Here is a 20823-nt window from a genome sequence, read left to right as displayed (position 1 = left end):
CCTCGGAGCCGTCACCGCGGGACGCTGGCAAGTCGATCTCGCCCCGGTGGAGCGGCACCCTGCGCGCGGCACTCTGGCTTCTTGGCCCAGCCGACCGCCTGGCACGCCTGTGGTACGCGCTGCGCAGCGCTGCGGTGCGCCGGCGCTCGGTCGTCTTGCCGTTGCAGATGGGCGTCTCGGCCTGTGCAGGCGGCGTCGCGATGGCGCCCTGCACGATGCCGGCCGTGGTGTCCGCCGGGCGCCATGGCGCACCGGCGCCCACCGGGCGCTCGCAGCCCGAGGTGATGCGCCTGATCGAGTCCGTGCTGCTGCCCGGCCTCGTGGCCTGGCACCAGTCGCTGCCGGCTGTCGTCGACGAGCGCCGGGCCATCGAACTGGCTCGCCGCCTGGTGGGGCCCACCGGCACCGGCGTGCGAGAGCTGCTTTGCGAGCACTACGCCGGCCACGGTTCACTGCACCGCCTGTTCACCGGGCTCGTCGAGCCGGCGGCTCGACGTCTGGGTGATCTGTGGTCGTCCGACGACTGCACCGAGAGCGAGGTCACCATCGGGCTGTGCCGGCTGCTGTCGGAGCTGCGCCAGCTCGACGGCTGCGGCTCGCGCGTCGCCGGCCATGCCGGCCGTGCCGCGCTGGTCGTGCCTTTGCCCGGCGAGCCCCACATGCTCGGCGCCGCGCTCGACGCGGAGTCGCTCTGGCAGGCCGGCTGGCTGCCGCAGTCCGAGTACCCGGAAACCGACGACGCCCTGCAGACCCTGGTTGCCGCGCGCCACTACGACGTGCTCTGCATCTCGCTGAGCCCGTCGTTCCGTCGCTCGCACCGGCTCGACCGCCTGGCGCAGTTCATCTCCCGGGCCCGTGCCGTGTCGCTCAACCCGAACCTGGTCGTCGTCGTCAGCGGGCGGGCCTTCCACGAGGACCGCAGCGCGGCACGCCGCGTCGGCGCCGACGGCAGCAGCCGCTGGGCCTCGCGCTTCGAGCTGCTGCACTGACTCCGGCGGCCGCGCCGGCCGAGATCACTCGCAGCGCCGCAGCTGCGCGTCGGGTAGCTCGGCCAGTGGCCGCCAGCCCAAGGTCCGTGCCTTGTCCAGCATCGCGCCGGGCACATCGACGACCAGGATGCGGCCGTCTGACAGGCCGCACATCGCCGCGCGGATGCGCCCATCGTGGCCGCAGCGCGGTGCGGTCGCCTGCACGCCGGCAGCCGCCAGGCGCTGCAGCGCGGCGTCCATCGGATCGGCCGCGGCCGGCTCGCACTGCCGCGTGCCCGCGGAAAGAAAGACGCTCACGCGCTCGCCATCGGCCGATGCGCAGCCGCCGCCCAGCGTCGAAACCAGCACCAGGCCGATGACGGCCCGCCTCTGGCGGCGGGCGCTGCGAACAGGATCGTTCATCGGCCCATGCTCGCGCCGGGCGCGCCCCGGGTCAAGCGCGGGCCTCAGTGGCGCGAGAAGACGTCACGCAGCTTGCACAGCAGCCGCGTGACGTCCGGTCGGGTGTCGGGCAGCGGGTCGCCCGCGATCAGGCGCTCGAGCGCGCGGCGCGGGTCCGACTCGCCGGTGCGCACGACCTCCGCGCCCCAGCTGGCCATGTGACGCACGAAGCCGTCGCCGGCACTGCCCACGACCAGCATCTCGCAGCCGCGCAGCGGATGCGGGCCGTCGTCCCTGAAGTGATGCGGCAGCTGCTCCCGGCTCAGCTCGAGGGTCTGCGGCTGCGGCAGCGGCTGGCCGGCGCGGCATTCGTAGACGAGCCAGTGGCGACACTGGCCGGCGTGGCCGGCGATGCGGCCGGCGTTCTCGTCGACGGCGACAGCGATGCGCATGGCGCGGCGGGCCTCAGCGTGCAGCCGCCACCCGCGCCTGCAGCGGCGCAGGCGCGGCGGCCTGGACGACGGGAACCGATCGATCGTGGACGGAGAGCGGGGGCAAGAAGCGGTTCATGGCGTCAGGGGTCACCAGGATGAGTCCTTATACCAGAGCGTTGCTGCGCTGCAGCATGCTCCATGCGTGGCACCGTGACGGTCGTGCTCGACACGGTCCGCGCCGGATGCAGCACGCCCAGGCCGCTCACGTCACTGTCACGCAGCGCCGGCTCAATGAGCGGCAGGTCGCAATCGACCGCCTGGCGGGCGGCCGACGCGTCGGCGAAACGGCTTCGAGGCAGGTCGGCATTCGGGGTCATGCGCACGCGGGGCCAAGACCGCGCCTGCGGCCAAGGCGCCCTGTGCCGCCTGCGGCGTCATTCACGAGAGGGAACGTGCAGATCGTCTACGTCACCGAAACCTATCCGCCCGAAGTCAACGGCGTCGCGCTGACGACCGCGCGCACCGTGGCCCACCTCCGGGCCGCAGGCCACCCGGTGCATCTGGTGCGCCCGCGCCAGCGTGGCGAGGCGGCACGCGACGACGCCGACGAATGGCGCTGTGCCGGCGCGCCGATCCCGATGTATCCCGAGCTGCGCTGGGGACTGGCGACACGGGCCGCGTTGCGTCGGCGCTGGCGTCGGATCGCGCCGGCACTGGTGCATGTCGCGACACCCGGGCCGCTGGCGCACGCCGCGCTGGCCGCCGCCCGCGCCGAGGGCATCCCGACCAGTGCCGACTTCCGCACCAATTTCCACGCCTATAGCCGGCACTACGGGCTGGGCTGGCTGGAGCCGCTGGTGCTGGCCTGGCTGCAGCGTCTGCACGAGCGCGCCGACTGCAGCTTCGTGCCGACCGCCGCGCTGGCGGCCGAGCTCGCGGCAGCCGGCTTCCGGCGGCTGGCGGTCAGCGGCCGCGGCGTCGACGCCCGGCGTTTCGATCCGGCGCGGCGCGACGACAGGCTGCGTGCCGCCTGGGGCGCCGCCGCCGCCGACCCGGTGCTGCTGCACGTCGGCCGGCTGGCGGCGGAGAAGAACGTCGCGCTGGCGCTGCGCTGCTGGGAGCGGCTGCGCGCCGCCCGGCCGGGGCTGCGCATGGTGGTCGTCGGCGACGGCCCGCAGCGCCCGAGCCTGCAGCGCCGTCACCCCGAGGCGTGTTTCGTCGGCCAGCGCACCGGCGAGGAGCTCGCGCGTCACTACGCCAGCGCCGACGCCTTCGCCTTCCCTAGCCTGACCGACACCTTCGGCAACGTGACGCTGGAAGCCCTGGCCAGCGGGCTGGCGCTCGCCGCCTTCGACACCGCCGCCGCCGCGGTGCACGTGGTCGACGGCGACAACGGCTGCCTGGCGCCGCCGGGCGACGAAGCCGGCTTCGAGGCCGCACTGGCCCGCGCGCTGGCGCAGGCCCGGCCCGGCTCGGCCCTGCGCCGCCGGGCCCGCGAGAGCGCTGTCGCGGCCGACTGGCCTCTCGTGCTGCAGCGTTTCGAGCAGGTCTTGTGCGCGGTGGCCGAGCGCCGCGGCGCAGGGCGGCTGGGCGATGCCGCTCCAGCCTGATCTCTCGCGCCGGCACGGCGCCGCGTCCGGCCTGCCACCAGCGGAACCGGGGGCATCTGCAGCGACGCAGAATCGATGCATGCGCCTCCCGTTCCAGACCCTGGCCCTGATCCAGGCCCCGATGGCCGGCGTACAGGACGAGTGCCTGGCGCTGGCTGCCGCCGACGCCGGCGCGATCGGCTCGCTGGCAGCGGCGATGCTGCCGCTGCCAGCGCTCGAGCAGTCGCTGCAGCGGCTGCGTGACGCCGGCCGGCCGTACAACGTCAACTTCTTCGCCCACGTGCCGCCGCCGCCCGCGGCGGCGTTCGACCGCCGCTGGCTGGCCGCGTTGGCGCCGTACTACGACGAACTGGGCCTGCCGCCGCCCGGGCCCGGTGCGGCAGTGGCCAGCCGACAACCCTTCGGCGCCGAGGCCGCGGAACTGCTGGAGGCCGTGCGTCCGCCGATCGTCAGCTTCCACTTCGGCCTGCCCGAGCCGGCCTTGCTGGCGCGCGTGCACCGCTGGGGCGCCTTCGTGCTGGCTTCGGCGACGACGCTGGACGAGGCGCTCTGGCTGCAGGCTCGCGGCGTCGACGCCGTCATCGCCCAGGGGCTGGAGGCCGGCGGCCACCGCGGCCACTTCCTCGACCCGGACCCGGCGCGCCAGCTCGACACCGCGACGCTGGTCTCGGCGCTGGTGGCGCGGCTGGACGTGCCGGTCATCGCCGCCGGCGGCATCGCCGACGCGGCCGGCGTGCGTGCGGCGATGGAGCGCGGCGCCACGGCCGTGCAGTGCGGCACCGCCTTCCTGCTCTGCGACGAGGCCCGCACCTCGGCGCTGCACCGCGCCCGGCTGCGCGAGCCGTCGGAGCCAACGGTGCTGACCAACCTGTTCTCCGGCGGCCTGGCGCGCGGGCTCGTCAACCGGGCGATGCGCGAGCTGGGCCCGCTGAGCGCGGTGGCGCCGCCGTTCCCGCTGGCGTCGGCGGCGCTGGCGCCGCTGCGTGAACGTGCCGAGGCGCTGGGCCGCGACGACTTCACGCCGCTGTGGTCGGGCACGCGCCGCGACGGCTGCCGCGAAGCGCCCGCGGCCGAGGTCGTCAAGGCCCTGGCCGCCGGCTTCGACGCCTGAGCGCGCCGCGCCCCGGCCTCGGCGCGAAGCCCCCCGCATCGGTCCGGGCACTGCGATTGCCAGATGATGGAGACTGGAGCTGCCGGTGATGAACCCCGTCGTCTGGCTTGCCGTCGGCGGGGGCGCCCGCAGGATCACGCGCTCCGACGCGCAGCAGGGCCTGTTCCTCCACGCCGTCGGCGGCGTCATCGGCGCGGCGTTGGCGGTCTGGCTGCTGTCGCCGCAGGTCGGCATCGGCGAGTCCAGCCTTGGCGCGCTCCTCGTTTCGCTGGCCGGCGCGGTCATCGTGCCGACCCTCGTCAACCTGTTCCGTCGCGGCACGCCGCGTTGACTGGAGACCCCCGATGACTTCGACTCCCGACGACACCCCCCGCGCTGCCGCCGCCGCCACGGCCGGCAGCCCCGACGGCCGCGTCCAGCAGGACGAACTGCTGCAGCGCGTGGTGCAGGGCGCGCACGAGACCATCGACCGTCTGGCCGATCGTGCCGCGCCGCACGTCAGCCGGCTGCACGACGGCGTGCACGACGCCCAGGAGCGCCTGCATGCCAAGGCCGATGCCTTGCGCGAGACCGGCGACGAGTGGACCGAGAGCCTGCGCGAGACGGTGCGCGAGCACCCGATCGCCGCGATCGCCACCGCGCTGGCCGTCGGTGTGCTGATCGCGCGCCTGACGCGCTGAGCGGCGCCGATGGACGACGCCCGCAGCGCAGCACCGGACGGCGAGGGCGGGGCCGGTGCGGCCTCGTCCCCGCCGCCGCCCCAGGGCTGGCTGGGCACGCTGCAGTCGTTGCTGCAGGAACTGCCCGGCCTGGTCAGCGACCGGGTCGAGCTGCTGTCGCTCGAGCTGGTGCGCGCCGGCCGTGCGCTGGCGCAGATCCTGATGCTGGTCGTGGCGGTCGCGGTACTGGCCGTCACCGGCTGGCTGGCGCTGTGGGCCGGCGCCACCGTCGCGCTGCTCGAAGCCGGCCTGCACTGGGCCTGGGCACTGGCCCTGGTGCTGGCGCTGAATCTGGCGGCGGCGCTGCTGGCGCTGCGGCGCATCCGCCGTCTGGTGCCGCTGCTGCAACTGCCGCGCACGCGGCGTCACCTGACGCTGACGCCGACGTCCCCGCCGCGCCAGGCCAACCCGGGCCCTGCCGATGAACGTGCTGCCGCCTGACGCCGACCTGGACGCGCGCATCGAGGCGGCCGAGGCGGCGCTGATCGCGCGTCAACGGCGGCTGGTCGCCGGCGCCGAGACGCTGGGCCGGCGTGCGCGCCGCGCGGCCAGCCCGTGGCGCCTGGCGGCCTCGGGGCTGGCCGTGCTGCTCGCCGGAACAGCGCTGTGGCGCGTGCTGAAGACGGGGCCTGCCACCGTTCCGCCGTCCGCCCGCGTGCCGCCGCCCGTGGGTGGCGACGCCGCCGCGCTGCCCTGGGCCAGCCTGCTGGGGCTGCTGTGGCCGCTGCTGCCGGCACGCTGGCGCGACCGCACCAGCCCCGCCACGGCGGCTGCCGTGCTCGGAGTCGGCGTGCCGCTGCTGCAGAAGTGGATGCAGCCGCCGGCCTGGCCGCCGCTGGCCACCGTCGAGCACGTCGATCTGGCGCGCTACGCCGGCACCTGGCACGAGGTGGCGCGGCTGGGCTCGCGGCGCGCTGCCGCGGGCGTCGGCTCGCCGCAGGTGCACTACACCCTGTCCGGCGACGGGCTGCGGGTCGAGAACCGTGGCCGTGGGGCCGACGGCCGCGAGCGTGTCGCCCGCGGCGTGGTGCGCGTGGTGCCGGGCAGCGGCAATGCCCGGCTGGAGCAGAACTTCCTGCCGTCCTGGCTGCACGCGCTGCCGCTGGGCTGGGCCGACTGCCGCATCCTCGCGCTGGATCGCGGCTACACGGTGGCGCTGCTCGGCCACCCGAGCCGGGAGTCGCTGTGGCTGCTGTCGCGCACGCCGTCGGTTGCGCCGCAGACGCTGCAGGCCCTGCTGGACATCGCGCGCAGCGAAGGCTTCGCCGTCGAGCGGCTGCACCTGCATCTCCCGCCGGAGGACGGAGCCGCCGACCCGGGCGGCGACGCCGCGACGCGCACACCGGGCCGCGTCTGACGACGCGAACAGCGGGGGCACCGCGTTCCCCCGCGGCGGTCACACCGTCAGGCGTGCGGGCTCGCGCCTCGTCGCGCCTGCTCCAAGGCCGGGCGCGCGCTGCACACGGCTTCGTCCTACGCCACCGTGCCTTGCCGCCCGACCTGCACCCGCCGGGTGGCGGCGTACGGTTGTCGTCATGGGGCAGCCTTCCCGGCGGCCCGTCACGAGGACGGCGACCAGCCTGTACGACCGCCCGATGCCGGCCGGCTCGAACCCGCCCTCGCACCAGGAGATGTCCGATGAACCCGATGTCCCCCTTGATCGCTGCGCTGGCCCTGGCCGCCGGCAGCGCCGTCGCCCAGGAGCCGCTGGCCGAGCCGGCCCGCGTGCCGCCCGGCGTGCGCCTGGTGCCGGTGGCCGCTCCCGAGGCGCCGTCACGCGCGGCCGTGCGCGACGAGTACCTGCGTGCGCGCGCCGATGGCACGCTGACCCCCGACGGCGAAGCCGGCGACACGCCGGCGGTGCTGGCGGCGCGTGAACAGGCGCACCAGCAGCAGCATGCCGCCTGGGACGCCGTGCCCGACCGCCTGGCGGCGCTGGCTGCGGCCCGGGCGGCCGCGACCCGGATGTCCGGCCCGGCGGCGGTGGACGGCGCCGACGTCTACGAGATGCAGGACGAGCGCGGCGAGCTGGTCGGCTTCCTCTTCGTCGTCGAGTGAGACGCTGGTGCGGGCGGGCAGGCCGCTGGCCCGACGCTGCCGCGGCTTGTGCCAGGGCAAGCACACGGCCGTCGGAAGGGGCAGAATGCGGGTTGGCAACCATACCCCGCCCCGTATCATGACCGACTCCTATCGCGACCTCACCGCCTCGATCTCGGCCTCGCTGGCCAAGCTGCGCGCCGACATTCCCGACACCACCCGGGGCTTCTCCGCCCTGGCCATGGCGGCCACGAAGAGCGGCACGCTGGACAAGAAGACCAAGGAACTGATCGCGATGGCGCTGTCGGTCGGCGCACGCTGCGATCCCTGTGTCGGCTTTCACGCCGACGCGCTGGTCAAGCTCGGCTGCACGCGTGCCGAGTTCGAGGAGATGCTGGGGCTGTGCGTCTACATGGGCGGCGGGCCGTCGCTGATGTACGCGGCCAAGGCCCTGCAGGCCTACGAGGAGTTCGGCGGCGAACGTGCGGCGCCCGCCGCCTGAGACCGCGGCGGCACGGCTGCCGATAACATCGGCGCCATGACTGTCCGCGTCCCGTGCCGCCGCCGCGGCCCGTTCCGCGCCGGGGCAGGGGGCCGCTGATGCAGGTCACCGCCAACGGCATCGCCATCGAAGTCGACGACCGCGGCCCGCCCGACGGCACGCCGCTGGTGCTCGTGATGGGGCTGGGCATGCAGCTCACGGCCTGGCCCGAGGAGTTCGTGCAGCAGCTCGTCGAGCGGGGCTTTCGCGTCGTGCGCTTCGACAACCGCGATGCCGGCCTGAGCCAGGGTTTCGACGCGCTGGGCGTGCCCAACCTCGCGTTCGCCGGCATCCGCTACGCGCTGCACCTGCCGTCACGCTCGCCGTACCGGCTGGCCGACATGGCGGCCGACACGCTGGGCGTGATGGACGCGCTGGGACTGGCTTCTGCGCACCTGTGCGGCGCCTCGATGGGCGGCATGATCGCCCAGCACATCGCCGCGCGTCGCCCGGAGCGCGTGCGCAGCCTGGCGCTGATGATGACGACCTCGGGCGCGCGCGGCCTGCCGCAGCCGACGCTGCGTGCGCGCCAGGCGCTGCTCGCTCGCCCGGCGGACAACTCGCGCGCCGCGATCGTCGCCCACCTGGAGCGCGTGATGCAGCGCATCGGCAGCCCCGGCTATCCGCCCGACCCGGCGGTGATGCGCCGCCGCTTCGAGCAGGCGGTCGACCGCGCCTGGCGCCCGGCCGGCACGGCGCGCCAGATCGCCGCCGTCATCGCCGACGGCGACCGCACGCCGATGCTCGGCGCGATCCGCGCGCCGACCGTCGTGCTGCACGGCCGCGCCGACCCGCTGGTGCCGCCGGCGGCGGCGCACGACCTGGGCGTCAAGATCCGCGGCGCGCAGGTCGAGATCGTCGACGGCATGGGCCACGACCTGCCGGCCGAGCTGCTGCCGCGTTTTGCCGACACGATCGAAGCCAATACACGCCGGGCCTGAGACCGGCTTCTTGCCGTCCGGTCGCTGGTGACAATCGCTCGCGGAGGACCTTGGGGAGGCCGCTCTTGGAAGTGCGAGACAAGCACCACGTCCACATCGTGGGCCGCGCCGGCGCGGCCCGGAGCCTCGTGTTCGCGCACGGTTTCGGCACCGATCAGCGCGCCTGGGACACGATCTGGCCCGCATTCGCCGACGAGTTCCGCATCGTGCTGTACGACCACGTCGGCGCCGGCCGTTCGGACCCGGCGGCCTTCGAGCAGCATCGTTACCTGACGATGGACGGCTACGCGCGTGACCTCAACATGCTGCTCGACGAACTGGCACTGAAGGACGTCGTGCTGGTCGGCCATTCGATGGGCGCCACGGCCTCCATGCTCGCCGCGATCGCGCGTCCGGAGCAGTTTGCGCGCCTGGCCTGCATTGGCGCGTCGGCGCGTTACCTCGACGAGCCCGGCTACCACGGCGGCTTCAGCGAGGCCGACCTGAACGCGCTGTACCGCGCGGTGACGATCGGCCGCGACGCCTGGGCCGAACAGTTCGCGCCGGTGGCGATGGGCAACCGCGACCGGCCCGAACTCGCCGAGCACTTCGCCCGGGCGATCAAGAGCGTGCCGGCCGACGCGATCCTGACCGTGCTGTGCTCGATCTTCCAGTGCGACTACCGCCAGACCCTGCAGCGCCTGCAGCGCCCGACGCTGCTGCTGCAGACACGAGCCGACGCCGCCGTGCCGCTGGAGGCGGCCGAGTTCCTGCACCGCACGATCGCCGGCAGCACGCTGCGTGTCATCGATGCCGAAGGTCATCTGCCGCACATGAGCGCCCCGGAGCGCGTGATCGAGGCCCTGCAGGACTTCGTGCGCGCGCCGGGCTGAGACAATCGCCGGCTGCGCCGCCCGGCGCGCGAGCCCTGCGATGTCTGCCGTTCCTGCTTCCGTCCCTGCCGTCGAACCCAGCCCCTGGCGCCTTTGTGTTGCGCCTATGTTGGACTGGACCGACCGCCACTGCCGCCACTTCCACCGCCTGCTGACCCAGCACGCGCGCCTGTACACCGAGATGGTGACCACCGGTGCGCTGCTGCACGGCGACCAGCCGCGGCACCTCGACTTCGGCGACGAGGAGCATCCGGTCGCGCTGCAGCTCGGCGGCAGCGAGCCCGCCGACCTGGCCGCCTGCGCGAAGCTGGCCGAGCGCTGGGGCTACGACGAGGTCAACCTGAACTGCGGCTGCCCCAGCCCGCGTGTGCAGCGCGGCGCTTTCGGCGCCTGCCTGATGAACGAGCCGGCGCTGGTCGCCGACGCGGTGAAGGCGATGCGCGACGCGGTGTCGCTGCCGGTGACCGTCAAGCACCGCATCGGCCTGGGCAAGGACGAGAGCTACGCCTTCGTGCGCGACTTCGTCGGCAGCGTGGCCGAGGCCGGCTGCGAGGTCTTCATCGTGCATGCGCGCAACGCCTGGCTCGAAGGCCTGAGCCCGAAGGAGAACCGCGACATCCCGCCGCTGCGCTACGAGGTCGCGCACCGGCTGAAAACCGAGTTCCCGCAGCTCACCATCGTCGTCAACGGCGGCATCGCCGGCGACGAGGCGATCGCCGCGCAGCTCGCCCACGTCGACGGCGTGATGGTCGGCCGCGCCGCGTATCACGAGCCCTGGACGCTCTCGACCTGGGACGAACGGTTCTTCGGCGAGCCCGCGCCGGCGCAGGACCGTGCGGCCGTGGAGCTGGCGATGGTGCGCTACATGGAGCGCCAGGCCGCCGCCGGCGTGCCCTGGGCGCACGTCGCGCGCCACATGCTGGGCCTGTGGAACGGCGAACCCGGCGCGCGTCGCTGGCGCCAGGTCTGGTCGGACCACCGCCTGAAGGCCGAGCCGGCGGCCGTCGTGCACGCGCTGGCGCAGCGCCCGGCGCGTGCCGCGGCGGAGCAGGGCGCTCCGGCGGCTTGACATTCGGCAGCCGCAGACGCGGCAGCGCGACGTAGGATGCCGCATCGCCGGCGGCGTGAACGCCGGCGGCACGAGGCCGGCCGCCTACGCGGGCGCCGGCCTTCCTCGTTCCCGACTCCGCCGCGTGCCGCGGCGCCTCGACGACCTATGACGAAACGACTCGCCATCATCGGCGGCAGCGGCCTGTACGACCTGCCCGGCCTCACCGACACCCGCTGGGTCTCGGTCGACACGCCCTGGGGCGCGCCCTCCGACGAGATCTTCCTCGGCCGCCTGGGCGACGCCGAACTGGCCTTCCTGCCGCGCCACGGCCGCGGCCACCGCATCCCGCCGAGCGAGGTCAACTACCGCGCCAACATCGCCGCGCTGAAGCAGCTGGGCGCCACCGACGTGCTGTCGTGCAGCGCCGTCGGCGGCCTGCGCGCCGACCTGCCGCCGGGCACCTTCGTCATCGTCGACCAGTTCATCGACCGCACCTTCGCGCGCGAGAAGAGCTTCTTCGGCACCGGCTGCGTGGCCCACGTCTCGATGGCCGACCCGACCTGCCCGCGTCTGGGCGACCACGTGCAGAAGCGCCTGGCCGAGCAGGGCGTGCCGCATGTTCGCGGCGGCACCTACCTGACGATGGAAGGGCCGCAGTTCTCGACCCGCGCCGAGTCGCACCTGTACCGCTCGTGGAACTGCAGCGTCATCGGCATGACCAACATGCCCGAGGCCAAGCTCGCACGCGAAGCCGAGCTCTGCTACTGCTCGGTCAGCATGGTCACCGACTTCGACTGCTGGCACGTCGGCCACGACGCCGTGACCGTCGACGCGATCGTCAAGGTGCTGCTGGACAACGCCGAGAACGCACGCCAGATGGTGCGCGGCCTGGCCGAGGACGTCGCGCACGACGAACACGCCGCCACTTGCCGCTGCCGCCACGCGCTGGACAACGCGATCATCACCGCGCCCGCCGCACGCGACCCCGAGGTCGTCAAGCGCCTGCAACCCATCGCCGGCCGGGTGCTCGGATGAAGGTCGACGGAACCCCGCTGCGCACCATCCGCGCCGTCGCCGGCGGCGAGGCGGTCGAGATCATCGACCAGCGCCTGCTGCCGCACCGCCTGGTCATCGAACGCGTCGCCAGCGCCGACGAGATGATCGTCGCGATCCGCGACATGTGGGTGCGCGGCGCGCCGCTGATCGGCGCCAGCGCCGCCTACGGCGTGGCGCTGCTGATGAACGCCGACGCCGGCGATGCCGCGCTCGAAGCCGGCTGCGAACGCATCCGCGCCGCGCGCCCGACCGCCGTCAACCTGGCCTGGGCCGTCGACCGCATGCTGAGCCACCTGCGCCCGCTGCCGGCCGCCGAGCGCCGCGCCGCCGCCTGGGCGCTGGCCGACGCGATCGCCGAGGAAGACGTGGCCGTCAACCGTGCCATCGGCGACCACGGCCTGGCGCTGATCGAGGCCATCGCGGCGAAGCGCCCCGGCCCGGTCAGGGTGCTGACGCACTGCAACGCCGGCTGGCTGGCCACCGTCGACTGGGGCACCGCGACGGCGCCGATCTACCGCGCCCAGGAGCGCGGCATCGAGCTGCACGTCTGGGTCGACGAGACCCGCCCGCGCAACCAGGGCGCGAGCCTCACGGCCTGGGAACTGGGCAAGGCCGGCGTGCCGCACACGCTGGTCGCCGACAACGCCGGCGGCCATTTGATGCAGCGTGGCGAGGTCGACCTGTGCATCGTCGGCTGCGACCGCGTGACGATCCGCGGCGACGTCTGCAACAAGATCGGCACCTATCTGAAGGCGCTGGCCGCGCACGACAACGGCGTGCCGTTCTACGTCGCGATGCCGACCTCGACGCTGGACCCGAAGCTCGCCGACGGCGTGCGCGAGATTCCGATCGAGGAACGCAGCGCGCGCGAGGTGACGCACATCGCCGGGCTGACGGCGGCCGGCGAACTGGCCGAGGTCTGCCTGGTGCCCCAGGGCACGACGGCCGCCAACCCGGCCTTCGACGTCACGCCGGCGCGCCTGGTCAGCGGCCTCGTCACCGAGCACGGCGTCTTCCCGGCCGACGAGACGGCGCTGCGCGCGCTGGCCGCCCGGAGCGCACGATGAGCGTGCCCTTCGTCGAGGTCGCCGCACGCGAGGACGCCGCCGCCGCGGTGCGGCTGCTCGACGCGCGCGGGCTGAACCGCGGCAGCACCGGCAACCTCAGCGTTCGCTGCGGCGACGCGATGCTGATCACGCCGACCGGCATGGGCTCCGAGGTCTGCGGCGAGGACTTCGTGCGTGTCTTCCTCGCCGACGGGCGTGTCGAAGGCACCTGGCAGCCGTCGTCGGAGTGGCATTTCCACCAGGCGGTCTACCGCGCCCGGCCGGACCTGAACGCCGTCGTGCACACGCATTCGCCGAACGCCACCGCGCTGGCCTGCCTGGACCGGCCGCTGCCGGCCTTCCACTACATGATCGCGGTGGCCGGTGGCGACACCGTGCCGCTGGTGCCGTATCACACCTTCGGCACCGAGGCGCTTTCGGCGGCGGTCGGCGAGGCGATGGCCGATCGCAAGGCCTGCCTGCTGGCGCACCACGGGCTGGTGGCCGCCGGCGCGACGCTGGCCGAGGCGATGAAGGTCTGCCAGGAGATCGAGTCGCTGTGCGAGGTCTACCTGAAGGCGCTGGCGGTGACCGAGCCGCGGGTGCTCGGCCGTGCCGAGATGGACGAGGTGATCGCCAGGTTCCGCAGCTACGGCCGCAGCGCGCGGCGCGGCTGACGGCGTAGGACAGGCCGTACAGCGGCTTAGGAGCCCGCCGACGCCGGCCGCACCGGCGGTGTTCCACACTGGTTCCATCGGGGCCACCGAGCCCCGGATCCTGCAAGGAGTGGAACCATGAACACGACACGCCCTCTCGCCATTGCCAGCGTTGTGGCCGCCGTGGCGCTCGCCGGGTGCTCCGGCATGACGACCCAGCAGCGCGACACCGCGATCGGCGCCGGCATCGGCGGTGTCGCCGGCTCGGTGCTGACCGGCGGCAGCGCGGCCGGCACGATCGGCGGCGCCGCGGTCGGTGGCGTCATCGGCCACGAGACCAGCAAGGGCAAGAAATGAGGCTGGGGGCAGAGAGGCCGGAAAGGCCGGGGTCAGGTCCCTCGGGACCTGACCCCTACCGCTGACCCCTACCGCTGACCCCTACCGCTGACCCGCCGCTGCCCCCTGCCGCGCCGGCCAGGTGGCGAGCAACAGCCCGCCCAGCGCCAGCGCAAATGCCCAGGCATGGCCGGCGCCGAAGTGCTCGCCGAGGAAGACGACGCCGACCAGCGCGGCGGCAACCGGCAGCATCACGGTGAACACCCCCGCCTGCGACGCCGGCACGTGGCGCAGCCCGGCCATCCACAGCCAGACCGTCACCATGCTGGCGGCGATGGCGTAGAACACCAGCAGCGCCCAGGTCGACGGCGCGACGGCGCCGAAGTCGAAACTGAGCGCCTGCCAGACGCCGAACGGCGTGACCAGCGCCAGCCCCCAGAGGTTGATCAGCGCGCTGATGCGCTTGGGCGAGACGTTGCCGGTGAGGCGTTTGCCGATGACGACGTAGCTCGCCTCGCAGACCACGGCGCCCAGCAGCAGCGCGTAGCCCCACCAAGGGGCCTCGGCCTCGGCGCTGCCGGCCGGCGCCTTGGCCAGCGCCAACAGCGCGATGCCGGCCACGGCCAGCACGATGGCCGCCATCACCCGCCGCGAGATGCGTTCGCCGAGGAAGATCCGCGACAGGATCGCCACCGCGGCGGGGATTGCCGCCATCACGACACCGGCGGCCAGCGCCGAGGTCGCCTTGACGCCGAACAGCATGCAGATGCTGAACAGGAAGTTGCCGAGAAAACTCTCCCAGAACAGCAGCTTGCGGTCGTGCGCCGACAAGGGCGCTTCGTCGGCCGGGCGCTTGACCCAGTGCGCCATCGCCACCGCGGCGATGCCGAACCTCAGCCAGGCGAGCAGAAAGACGGGCAGCGCCGCGACGAGCAGCCGCGACAGGCCGACATAGCAGCCGACCAGCGCCATGCCGGAGGCCAGGCAGGCATAGGCCAGCAGCGGAACACGAGGCGAGGTCATCAAAAAGCCGCGGCGTAGCGCTCCAGCTCCCAGCCGCTGACGTGGCGCGTGTACGCGGTCCACTCGGCGCGTTTGAGGCGCAGGAACTCCGGGCCCAGCGTGGGCCCGAGCGCGCCCAGCACCACCGGGTCGGCGGCCAGCGCGTCCAGCGCCTCGGCCAGCGACTGCGGCAGCAGGCCGATGCCACGCGCGCGGATCGTCGCCAGGTCGAGTGCGAACAGGTCGTCGTCGACGGCCGGCGGCGGCACCAGGCCGCGTTCGAGGCCGTCGAGCCCGGCGGCGATCAGCCCTGCGGTGGCCAGGTATGGGTTGGCGCTGGCGTCGGGCAGCCGCCACTCGAAGCGGCCGGGCAGGGTGCGCACGAGCGCGGTGCGGTTGTTCGGCCCGTGGGCGATGCAGGCCGGCGCCCAGGTCGTGCCCGACAGCGATTCGCCGACCGTCAGCCGCTTGTACGAGTTGACGGTCGGCGCGGCGAGCGCGGCCAGCGCCGGTGCATGGGCCAGCACACCGGCGACGAAGGCCGGCAGCAGCTCGGCCGCCGGTTCGGCGCCGCGCCACAGCGAGACGTGGAAGTGCAGCCCGCTGCCCGGCTGGTCGGCGAAGGGTTTGGGCATCATCGAGAAGACGAGCCCACGCTCCTCGGCCAGTGCATGCGCGGCCAGCTTGAACAGCATCAGGTGGTCGCAGCTCGCCAGCGCCTCGTCGTGCGCGAAGTTGACCTCGTACTGGCCGTGGGCGTCCTCGTGGTCGATCTGCAGCACGTCCAGCTCGGCGTCGGCCAGCGCGGAAGACAGCGCGTGCAGAAACCCATGCTGGCGCGGCAGCGACTTCAGGTCGTACGACGGTTTGTCCAGGCGGTCGGCGTCGTCGGCCGGCAGCCAGCGGCCGGCCTCGTCGCGCTTGAGCAGGAAGAACTCGGGCTCGATGCCGGTCTGCATCGCGAGCCCGTGCGCGGCCAGGCGCTCGCGCGCGCGGCGCAGCACCTGGCGCGGACAGGCGTCGAAGGGTTCGCCGGCCACGAAACCGTCGCCGACCAGGCGCGCGACCCCCGGCCACCACGGCAAGGGCAGGGCGGTCGCGGCGTCGCCGCGGGCGTAGTACTCGGAGCGCGGGCCGCAGCGCGGCAGCGCCGTGCCCCAGATCGACGGCCCGGCGAAACCGGCGCCGGTGGCGAGCACCTCGTCCAGGTGCGCCAGCGGCACGAGCTTGCCCTTGGCGACGCCGTGCACGTCGGTGAACTGGACCAGCAGCGTGTGCACGCCGGCGGCTTCGAGCCGCTCGCGCAGCGGCTTCATGCCGGGTTGATGCGCAGCCAGGTGGTCTTCAACTCGGTGTACTTGTCGAAGGCGTGCAGGCTCTTGTCGCGGCCGTTGCCGCTCTGCTTGTAGCCCCCGAACGGGACGGTGATGTCGTCCTCGTCGTACTGGTTGACGTGCACGGTGCCGGCGCGCAGCGCACGCGCGACGCGGTGCGCGCGGTGCACGTTGTCGCTCCAGACGCTGGCCTGCAGGCCGTAGGCGCTGGCGTTGGCCATCGCCACCGCCTCGGCCTCGTCGGCGAAACGCAGCACCGACAGCACCGGGCCGAAGATCTCCTCGCGGGCGATGCGCATCGTGTTCGTCACGCCGGCGAAGACCGTCGGCTCGACGTAGAAGCCGCCGCTGTCGGCGCGCGCGCGCCGGCCGCCGGCCAGGCAGCTCGCACCTTCGGCCAGGCCGGCGTCGATGTAGCCGAGCACCGTGGCCATCTGCTGCTCGTCGACCAGCGCGCCCATCACGGTCGAGGGCTCCAGCGGGTCGGCCGGCGTGAACCTGGGCGCCAGCGCCGCCACGCGTGCGGCGAACTCGTCGGCGATGCTGTCGTGCACCAGCAGGCGCGACGGTGCGTTGCAGCTCTCGCCCTGGTTGAAGAAGATGCTGTCGGCCACCGTCTCGGCGGCGCGGCCCAGGTCGGCGTCGGGGAAGACGAGGAATGCCGACTTGCCGCCCAGCTCGTTGTAGACGCGCTTCAGGTTGGAGCGGCCCGCGTACTCCAGCATGCGCCGGCCGATGCGCGTGCTGCCGGTGAAGCCGATCGCGTCGACGTCGGGGTGCAGCGCCAGCGCCTCGCCGGCTTCACCGCCGTAACCCGGCACGACGTTGAAGACACCCGGCGGCAGCCCGGCCTCGATGGCGATCTCGGCCAGCCGCAGCGCGGTGAACGGGCTCTTCTCGCTGGGCTTCAGCACCACCGAGTTGCCCGCCGCCAGCGCCGGCCCGAGTTTCCAGGCGGCCATGATCATCGGGTAGTTCCAGGGCACGATGGCGCCGACGACGCCCATCGGCTCGCGCGTGATCAGCGCCAGCGCGTTGTCGGCGGTCGGCGCGATCTCGTCGTAGACCTTGTCCACCGCCTCGGCGTACCAGGCGATGCAGCGTGCCGTCGCCGGCACGTCGACCGCCAGCGACCAGCGGATCGGCTTGCCCATGTCCAGCGTCTCGAGCAGGGCCAGCTCGTCCTTGGCGGCGAGGATGGCGTCGGCGAAACGCTGCAGGATCTTCTTGCGCACCGCCGGGGCCTTGCCGGCCCAGCGGCGGTCGTCGAAGGCGGCGCGGGCCGCAGCCACCGCGCGGTCCACGTCCTCGGCGCGGCCGCGCACCACGTCGCCGAGGCGGCGGCCGTCGATCGGCGAGCGTTTCTCGAAGGTCTCGCCGGAGGCTCCGGCAATGCGCTGGCCGTCGATCAGCGCGCGGCCGTCGAAGGCCAGCGCCGCGGCACGTTCGTGCCAGTTCGGGGTAGAGGAAGTCATCGCGTCTCCTGGAGGGCTCGGCACGGGCCGTGCCGGCCCGCCGGGGGGCGCGGCGTCAGAACTTGACGACCACCGAGGCGCCGAGCAGGTGGTTGTTCTTGCGGTAGCTGCCGTCCTTCACGTCCTCGAACACGGCCAGCGAGGCACCGTCGTAGCGGTACTCGAGCTTGAAGATCGTGTTCTCGTCGTAGAGGTAGTTGCCGCCGACCGTCAGCGCGTAGCGGTTGGCGCCCTTGGACGGATCGCCGACGACGATCGGATTGCCGTCTTCGTCGTAGCCGCTGAGCGCCCGGCCGATGCCGTTGGCACCGTCGTCGAAGCTGTAGCCGAGCAGGCCGCCGCCGTTCTTGCGGTTGTGGATGTAGTCGGCGCGCACCACGCCTTCCAGACGCGGCGTGATCTTGTAGGCCGCGGTCGTCGACAGGCCCCACCAGCGTGCGTCGCGCGGGCCGTCCTCCTGGTAGATCGCGGCCTTCTTCTGCTGGCCGTAGCTGATCTGGCCGAACAGCGAGAGGTCGCCCCGCGTGTAGTAGGCGTCGGCTTCGAGCAGGTGGACCTGGGTGCGCTCGCCTTCGGCGTCGGTGCCGTCGGCGGCGTAGTTGACGGTCTTGCCGTGCAGGCCGGTGAAGCCGAAGCCGCTGAACTCGCCCTTCGAGTAGTCGACGCGGTAGATCAGCGACGGCGACTTCTGGCCCCGGCCCTGGCGCGGCGTGTTGAAGTTGGCCAGGCCGACCTTGGCCACCCACTTGCCGCTGGTCAGCTCGTAGACCGCGCCGGTGTACGACGTCGGCGCCATGAAGTCGAACAGCAGGTTGTGGGTGACGAGCTTGTTGCCGTCGGGCAGCGTCATCTCGTAGCCGGTCCAGTCGGGGATCTGGCCCACCCAGAGGCGGTTCTGCAGGTCGCCCAACGGGATCGACACCGAGGCCTCGTGCACGATCGAGCCGCCGTTGGTCAGCGCGCCGGTGCCGCGTTCGGGCGCCAGCGTCAGGTGCCAGATCGTGCCGCCCTCGGTCTCCTTCAGGAAATCGAGCACGGCCATGCCGAAGTACGAGTTGTCGTAGGTGTAGCGGCCATCCTCGCCGTTGAGCAGCACGAAGGAGGCGTTGTCGGCGCGGCGGTTGTAGATCCAGGTCGGGTCGATCTGGCCACTGATCTTCAGGCCCTTGAAGCCCTGCATCTCGAGGTCGTCCTGCAGCGCCTCGGCCTTGGTGCCGATGCGCGCCAGCTCCTGCGCCTGCTCGGGCGTCATGCCCCACTGGCCGGGCTGCGGCGCGGCCGCGGGCTGCGCGGCGAGCTTCTTCTCGAGTTCGCCGACGCGGTCGCGCAGCGCACGCAGTTCCTTCAGCAGTTCCTCGTTGCTCTGGGCGGCCGCGGGGAAGGCGGCCCCGATCGCGATGACGAGGGCGGTCAGGCGGACGGGCTTCATCAGGATTCCTCCTCGGGTGGTCTTCGGATCCGGTTCGATGCTCAGGCGCGGGACGCGGCGGCCAGGTCCAGCAGACGCTGGCGCTCGCGACGGGCAATGACGTAGCTGGCGACGATCACGCCGATCGCGACGACGGCGACGGTGATCGCGGCGACGGCGTTGACGCTCGGGTTCAGCCCCAGGCGGGCACGCGAGAAGATGACCAGCGGCATCGTCGTCGCCCCGGGGCCGGACAGGAAGTTCGACAGCACGACGTCGTCCAGCGAGATCGTGAAGGTCAGCAGCCAGGCCGAGACCAGCGACTGGCCGATCATCGGCAGCGTCACCAGCCAGAAGACCTGGGCCGGGCGGGCGCCGAGGTCCATCGCCGCCTCCTCCAGCCGCGGGTTCAGGTCGTGCAGCCGCGACTGCACGACCACCGTCGCGTAGGCCATGCCGAGCAGCAGGTGGCCGATCCAGATCGTCGTCAGGCCGCGTTCGGGGAAGCCCAGCGCACGCTGCACGCTGACCAGCATCAGCAGCAGCGACAGGCCGACGACGACCTCGGGCATCACCAGCGGCGCGTTGACCATGCCGGAGAACACGGTGCGGCCGAAGAAGCGCTTGTACTTGACGAGCACGAAGGCCGCCAAGGTGCCCAGCACGACCGAGCCACAGGCCGTCAGGAAGGCGACCTTGAGGCTCAGCCACAGCCCCGAGATGATCTCGGTGTCGTGGATCAGCGACTGGTACCAGCGCAGCGTGAAGCCGCGCCAGACGTTGGGCAGCGGCGAGTCGTTGAACGAGTAGACGACCAGCGCGACGATGGGCACGAACAGGAAGGTGTAGCCCGCCGCCAGCCAGGCGCGCCCGAACCACAGGTTGAAACGCGAAGGCTTCATCGCTGTGCCTCCTGGGCTTCGGCCTGGTATTTGTTGAAGATCGCCAGCGGCACGATGATCAGCAGGATCATGATGACCGCGACGCTCGAGGCCATCGGCCAGTCGTTGTTGGAGAAGAACTCGTCCCAGATGACGCGGCCGATCATCAGCGTCTCGGGGCCGCCGAGCAGTTCGGGGATCACGTACTCGCCGACGCAGGGGATGAACACCAGCATCGAGCCGGCGATGATCCCGGCCTTGGACAGCGGCACGGTGATCTTCCAGAAGGCCACCCAGGGCGAGGCGCCGAGGTCGGCCGCCGCCTCCAGCAGCCGCAGGTCCATCTTGGACAGGTTGGCGTACAGCGGCAGGATCATGAACGGCAGGTAGGTGTAGACCATGCCGAGGATCAGCGAGAACGGCGTGTTCATCAGCTTGCCCGGCGCCGGGATCAGGCCGATGGCGGCCAGCAACTGGTCCAGGCCGATGCCGACGACGAACTGGGCGACGACGCCGCCGTCGCTCAGCAGACCCTTCCAGGCGTAGACGCGCAGCAGGAACGAGGTCCAGAACGGCAGCATCACCAGCATCAGCAGCGCCGGCTGCACCGTGCTGCGCGCGCGTGCCATGAAGTAGGCGAACGGGTAGCCGATGGCCAGGCACAGCAGCGTCGTCGTCGCCGCGTACTGCACGCTGCTCAGGTAGGTGCGGAAGTAGAGGCTGTCCTCGGCGATGTAGAGGTAGTTGCCGAACTTCAGCGTCAGCTGGAAGACGCCGTCGGCGAAGCTGATCACGTCCTTGAACGCGACCGTCTCCATCTCGGAGACGCTGATCTTGCCGACGATCAGGAACGGGAACAGGAAGAACAGCAGCAGGAACGCGTACGGCAGCGCGATGACGAGCTGCCGGCCGTTGAACCAGGACTTCAGACGTTGCACGGCCG

25 protein-coding genes are annotated in these 20823 nt (G+C 72.7%); 16 read left to right on the top strand and 9 right to left on the bottom strand.

Going from position 1 to position 20823, the window contains the following annotated elements; all coding sequences use genetic code 11:
• Positions 1-200 precede the first annotated feature (200 nt).
• Complete coding sequence (locus RBXJA2T_RS08650; RefSeq protein ID WP_237704868.1) at positions 201-989, top strand: cobalamin B12-binding domain-containing protein; 789 nt, start codon at positions 201-203, stop codon at positions 987-989.
• Between the two features lie 24 nt (positions 990-1013).
• Here RBXJA2T_RS08650 and RBXJA2T_RS08645 read toward each other — a convergent pair whose 3' ends face one another.
• The 3 genes from RBXJA2T_RS08645 to RBXJA2T_RS20105 all read right to left on the bottom strand — a co-directional run bounded on the left by RBXJA2T_RS08645 (position 1014) and on the right by RBXJA2T_RS20105 (position 2181).
• Positions 1014-1391, bottom strand: a complete 378-nt coding sequence (locus RBXJA2T_RS08645) for a hypothetical protein (protein WP_009856964.1) — start codon at positions 1389-1391, stop codon at positions 1014-1016.
• A gap of 44 nt (positions 1392-1435) precedes the next feature.
• The gene (locus tag RBXJA2T_RS08640) at positions 1436-1822 is read right to left on the bottom strand and encodes a NifB/NifX family molybdenum-iron cluster-binding protein (RefSeq protein WP_009856963.1); all 387 of its coding nucleotides are present in this window, start codon (positions 1820-1822) and stop codon (positions 1436-1438) included.
• Between the two features lie 122 nt (positions 1823-1944).
• The gene (locus tag RBXJA2T_RS20105; RefSeq protein WP_138938820.1) at positions 1945-2181 is read right to left on the bottom strand and encodes a hypothetical protein; all 237 of its coding nucleotides are present in this window, start codon (positions 2179-2181) and stop codon (positions 1945-1947) included.
• A gap of 75 nt (positions 2182-2256) precedes the next feature.
• Between RBXJA2T_RS20105 and RBXJA2T_RS08635 the strand changes: the two genes are divergently transcribed.
• From RBXJA2T_RS08635 to RBXJA2T_RS08565, 15 genes are all read left to right on the top strand, one after another.
• Complete coding sequence (locus RBXJA2T_RS08635; protein ID WP_009856962.1) at positions 2257-3414, top strand: glycosyltransferase; 1158 nt, start codon at positions 2257-2259, stop codon at positions 3412-3414.
• 79 nt (positions 3415-3493) lie between these two features.
• Entirely contained in the window at positions 3494-4525 is a 1032-nt protein-coding gene (locus RBXJA2T_RS08630; protein WP_009856961.1) for an NAD(P)H-dependent flavin oxidoreductase, read from the top strand.
• Positions 4526-4613: 88 nt separating this feature from the next.
• The gene (locus RBXJA2T_RS08625; protein WP_009856960.1) at positions 4614-4856 is read left to right on the top strand and encodes a GlsB/YeaQ/YmgE family stress response membrane protein; all 243 of its coding nucleotides are present in this window, start codon (positions 4614-4616) and stop codon (positions 4854-4856) included.
• A 13-nt stretch (positions 4857-4869) separates the two neighbouring features.
• The gene (locus tag RBXJA2T_RS08620) at positions 4870-5205 is read left to right on the top strand and encodes an ElaB/YgaM/YqjD family protein (RefSeq protein WP_009856959.1); all 336 of its coding nucleotides are present in this window, start codon (positions 4870-4872) and stop codon (positions 5203-5205) included.
• Positions 5206-5214: 9 nt separating this feature from the next.
• Complete coding sequence (locus RBXJA2T_RS08615) at positions 5215-5685, top strand: phage holin family protein (protein WP_009856958.1); 471 nt, start codon at positions 5215-5217, stop codon at positions 5683-5685.
• Positions 5666-6601, top strand: a complete 936-nt coding sequence (locus tag RBXJA2T_RS08610) for a lipocalin family protein (protein WP_009856957.1) — start codon at positions 5666-5668, stop codon at positions 6599-6601. Before RBXJA2T_RS08615 ends, RBXJA2T_RS08610 begins: the two co-directional genes overlap by 20 nt.
• Positions 6602-6882: 281 nt before the next feature.
• Positions 6883-7302, top strand: coding sequence for a hypothetical protein (locus tag RBXJA2T_RS08605; protein WP_009856956.1), 420 nt, complete (start codon positions 6883-6885; stop codon positions 7300-7302).
• Between the two features lie 118 nt (positions 7303-7420).
• Entirely contained in the window at positions 7421-7783 is a 363-nt protein-coding gene (locus tag RBXJA2T_RS08600; RefSeq protein WP_009856955.1) for a carboxymuconolactone decarboxylase family protein, read from the top strand.
• Positions 7784-7881: 98 nt separating this feature from the next.
• Positions 7882-8763 carry an alpha/beta fold hydrolase gene (locus tag RBXJA2T_RS08595; RefSeq protein WP_009856954.1) on the top strand — a complete coding sequence of 294 codons (882 nt, stop codon included), beginning with the start codon at positions 7882-7884 and terminating at the stop codon, positions 8761-8763.
• A 71-nt stretch (positions 8764-8834) separates the two neighbouring features.
• The gene (locus tag RBXJA2T_RS08590; RefSeq protein WP_237704871.1) at positions 8835-9635 is read left to right on the top strand and encodes an alpha/beta fold hydrolase; all 801 of its coding nucleotides are present in this window, start codon (positions 8835-8837) and stop codon (positions 9633-9635) included.
• A 106-nt stretch (positions 9636-9741) separates the two neighbouring features.
• The gene (dusA, locus tag RBXJA2T_RS08585) at positions 9742-10704 is read left to right on the top strand and encodes a tRNA dihydrouridine(20/20a) synthase DusA (protein ID WP_009856952.1); all 963 of its coding nucleotides are present in this window, start codon (positions 9742-9744) and stop codon (positions 10702-10704) included.
• A 147-nt stretch (positions 10705-10851) separates the two neighbouring features.
• Positions 10852-11721, top strand: a complete 870-nt coding sequence (locus RBXJA2T_RS08580) for an S-methyl-5'-thioadenosine phosphorylase (protein ID WP_009856951.1) — start codon at positions 10852-10854, stop codon at positions 11719-11721.
• Positions 11718-12809, top strand: coding sequence for an S-methyl-5-thioribose-1-phosphate isomerase (mtnA, locus tag RBXJA2T_RS08575; protein WP_009856950.1), 1092 nt, complete (start codon positions 11718-11720; stop codon positions 12807-12809). Before RBXJA2T_RS08580 ends, mtnA begins: the two co-directional genes overlap by 4 nt.
• Positions 12806-13465: a class II aldolase/adducin family protein gene (locus tag RBXJA2T_RS08570; protein ID WP_009856949.1), complete on the top strand. Its 660-nt coding sequence runs from the start codon at positions 12806-12808 to the stop codon at positions 13463-13465. The genes mtnA and RBXJA2T_RS08570 overlap by 4 nt, the downstream gene beginning before the upstream one ends.
• A 117-nt stretch (positions 13466-13582) precedes the next feature.
• Entirely contained in the window at positions 13583-13801 is a 219-nt protein-coding gene (locus tag RBXJA2T_RS08565) for a YMGG-like glycine zipper-containing protein (RefSeq protein WP_009856948.1), read from the top strand.
• Positions 13802-13882: 81 nt separating this feature from the next.
• Here RBXJA2T_RS08565 and RBXJA2T_RS08560 read toward each other — a convergent pair whose 3' ends face one another.
• Genes RBXJA2T_RS08560 through RBXJA2T_RS08535 form a run of 6 tightly spaced genes read right to left on the bottom strand, consistent with a single transcriptional unit; the run spans position 13883 to position 20818 of the window.
• Complete coding sequence (locus tag RBXJA2T_RS08560; protein ID WP_009856947.1) at positions 13883-14803, bottom strand: DMT family transporter; 921 nt, start codon at positions 14801-14803, stop codon at positions 13883-13885.
• Complete coding sequence (locus RBXJA2T_RS08555) at positions 14803-16098, bottom strand: glutamine synthetase (RefSeq protein ID WP_009856946.1); 1296 nt, start codon at positions 16096-16098, stop codon at positions 14803-14805. The genes RBXJA2T_RS08560 and RBXJA2T_RS08555 overlap by 1 nt, the downstream gene beginning before the upstream one ends.
• Positions 16095-17591 (bottom strand): aldehyde dehydrogenase, encoded by a 1497-nt coding sequence (locus tag RBXJA2T_RS08550; RefSeq protein ID WP_009856945.1) that lies wholly within the window; start codon positions 17589-17591, stop codon positions 16095-16097. The genes RBXJA2T_RS08555 and RBXJA2T_RS08550 overlap by 4 nt, the downstream gene beginning before the upstream one ends.
• 55 nt (positions 17592-17646) lie before the next feature.
• Entirely contained in the window at positions 17647-19020 is a 1374-nt protein-coding gene (locus tag RBXJA2T_RS08545) for a DUF3138 family protein (RefSeq protein WP_009856944.1), read from the bottom strand.
• A gap of 41 nt (positions 19021-19061) precedes the next feature.
• Positions 19062-19901: an ABC transporter permease subunit gene (locus RBXJA2T_RS08540; RefSeq protein WP_009856943.1), complete on the bottom strand. Its 840-nt coding sequence runs from the start codon at positions 19899-19901 to the stop codon at positions 19062-19064.
• Complete coding sequence (locus RBXJA2T_RS08535) at positions 19898-20818, bottom strand: ABC transporter permease subunit (protein WP_037289828.1); 921 nt, start codon at positions 20816-20818, stop codon at positions 19898-19900. Before RBXJA2T_RS08535 ends, RBXJA2T_RS08540 begins: the two co-directional genes overlap by 4 nt.
• Positions 20819-20823 lie beyond the last annotated feature (5 nt).

The organism is Rubrivivax benzoatilyticus JA2 = ATCC BAA-35 (genome assembly GCF_000190375.1).
Classification (GTDB): Bacteria; Pseudomonadota; Gammaproteobacteria; order Burkholderiales; family Burkholderiaceae_C; genus Rubrivivax; species Rubrivivax benzoatilyticus.
Note: the sequence above shows the minus strand (reverse complement) of the source record. Positions and strands in the feature narration are given on the sequence as shown.

Excerpts from the sequence above, each read along its gene's own strand:
- RBXJA2T_RS08650 (WP_237704868.1), top strand. The coding sequence starts at position 201 with ATGGCGCCCTGCACGATGCCGGCCGTGGTGTCCGCCGGGCGCCATGGC.
- RBXJA2T_RS08645 (WP_009856964.1), bottom strand. The coding sequence starts at position 1,391 with ATGAACGATCCTGTTCGCAGCGCCCGCCGCCAGAGGCGGGCCGTCATC.
- RBXJA2T_RS08640 (WP_009856963.1), bottom strand. The coding sequence starts at position 1,822 with ATGCGCATCGCTGTCGCCGTCGACGAGAACGCCGGCCGCATCGCCGGC.
- RBXJA2T_RS20105 (WP_138938820.1), bottom strand. The coding sequence starts at position 2,181 with ATGACCCCGAATGCCGACCTGCCTCGAAGCCGTTTCGCCGACGCGTCG.
- RBXJA2T_RS08630 (WP_009856961.1), top strand. The coding sequence starts at position 3,494 with ATGCGCCTCCCGTTCCAGACCCTGGCCCTGATCCAGGCCCCGATGGCC.
- RBXJA2T_RS08625 (WP_009856960.1), top strand. The coding sequence starts at position 4,614 with ATGAACCCCGTCGTCTGGCTTGCCGTCGGCGGGGGCGCCCGCAGGATC.
- RBXJA2T_RS08620 (WP_009856959.1), top strand. The coding sequence starts at position 4,870 with ATGACTTCGACTCCCGACGACACCCCCCGCGCTGCCGCCGCCGCCACG.
- RBXJA2T_RS08615 (WP_009856958.1), top strand. The coding sequence starts at position 5,215 with ATGGACGACGCCCGCAGCGCAGCACCGGACGGCGAGGGCGGGGCCGGT.
- RBXJA2T_RS08610 (WP_009856957.1), top strand. The coding sequence starts at position 5,666 with ATGAACGTGCTGCCGCCTGACGCCGACCTGGACGCGCGCATCGAGGCG.
- RBXJA2T_RS08605 (WP_009856956.1), top strand. The coding sequence starts at position 6,883 with ATGAACCCGATGTCCCCCTTGATCGCTGCGCTGGCCCTGGCCGCCGGC.
- RBXJA2T_RS08600 (WP_009856955.1), top strand. The coding sequence starts at position 7,421 with ATGACCGACTCCTATCGCGACCTCACCGCCTCGATCTCGGCCTCGCTG.
- RBXJA2T_RS08595 (WP_009856954.1), top strand. The coding sequence starts at position 7,882 with ATGCAGGTCACCGCCAACGGCATCGCCATCGAAGTCGACGACCGCGGC.
- dusA (WP_009856952.1), top strand. The coding sequence starts at position 9,742 with ATGTTGGACTGGACCGACCGCCACTGCCGCCACTTCCACCGCCTGCTG.
- RBXJA2T_RS08580 (WP_009856951.1), top strand. The coding sequence starts at position 10,852 with ATGACGAAACGACTCGCCATCATCGGCGGCAGCGGCCTGTACGACCTG.
- mtnA (WP_009856950.1), top strand. The coding sequence starts at position 11,718 with ATGAAGGTCGACGGAACCCCGCTGCGCACCATCCGCGCCGTCGCCGGC.
- RBXJA2T_RS08570 (WP_009856949.1), top strand. The coding sequence starts at position 12,806 with ATGAGCGTGCCCTTCGTCGAGGTCGCCGCACGCGAGGACGCCGCCGCC.
- RBXJA2T_RS08565 (WP_009856948.1), top strand. The coding sequence starts at position 13,583 with ATGAACACGACACGCCCTCTCGCCATTGCCAGCGTTGTGGCCGCCGTG.
- RBXJA2T_RS08560 (WP_009856947.1), bottom strand. The coding sequence starts at position 14,803 with ATGACCTCGCCTCGTGTTCCGCTGCTGGCCTATGCCTGCCTGGCCTCC.
- RBXJA2T_RS08555 (WP_009856946.1), bottom strand. The coding sequence starts at position 16,098 with ATGAAGCCGCTGCGCGAGCGGCTCGAAGCCGCCGGCGTGCACACGCTG.
- RBXJA2T_RS08550 (WP_009856945.1), bottom strand. The coding sequence starts at position 17,591 with ATGACTTCCTCTACCCCGAACTGGCACGAACGTGCCGCGGCGCTGGCC.
- RBXJA2T_RS08545 (WP_009856944.1), bottom strand. The coding sequence starts at position 19,020 with ATGAAGCCCGTCCGCCTGACCGCCCTCGTCATCGCGATCGGGGCCGCC.
- RBXJA2T_RS08540 (WP_009856943.1), bottom strand. The coding sequence starts at position 19,901 with ATGAAGCCTTCGCGTTTCAACCTGTGGTTCGGGCGCGCCTGGCTGGCG.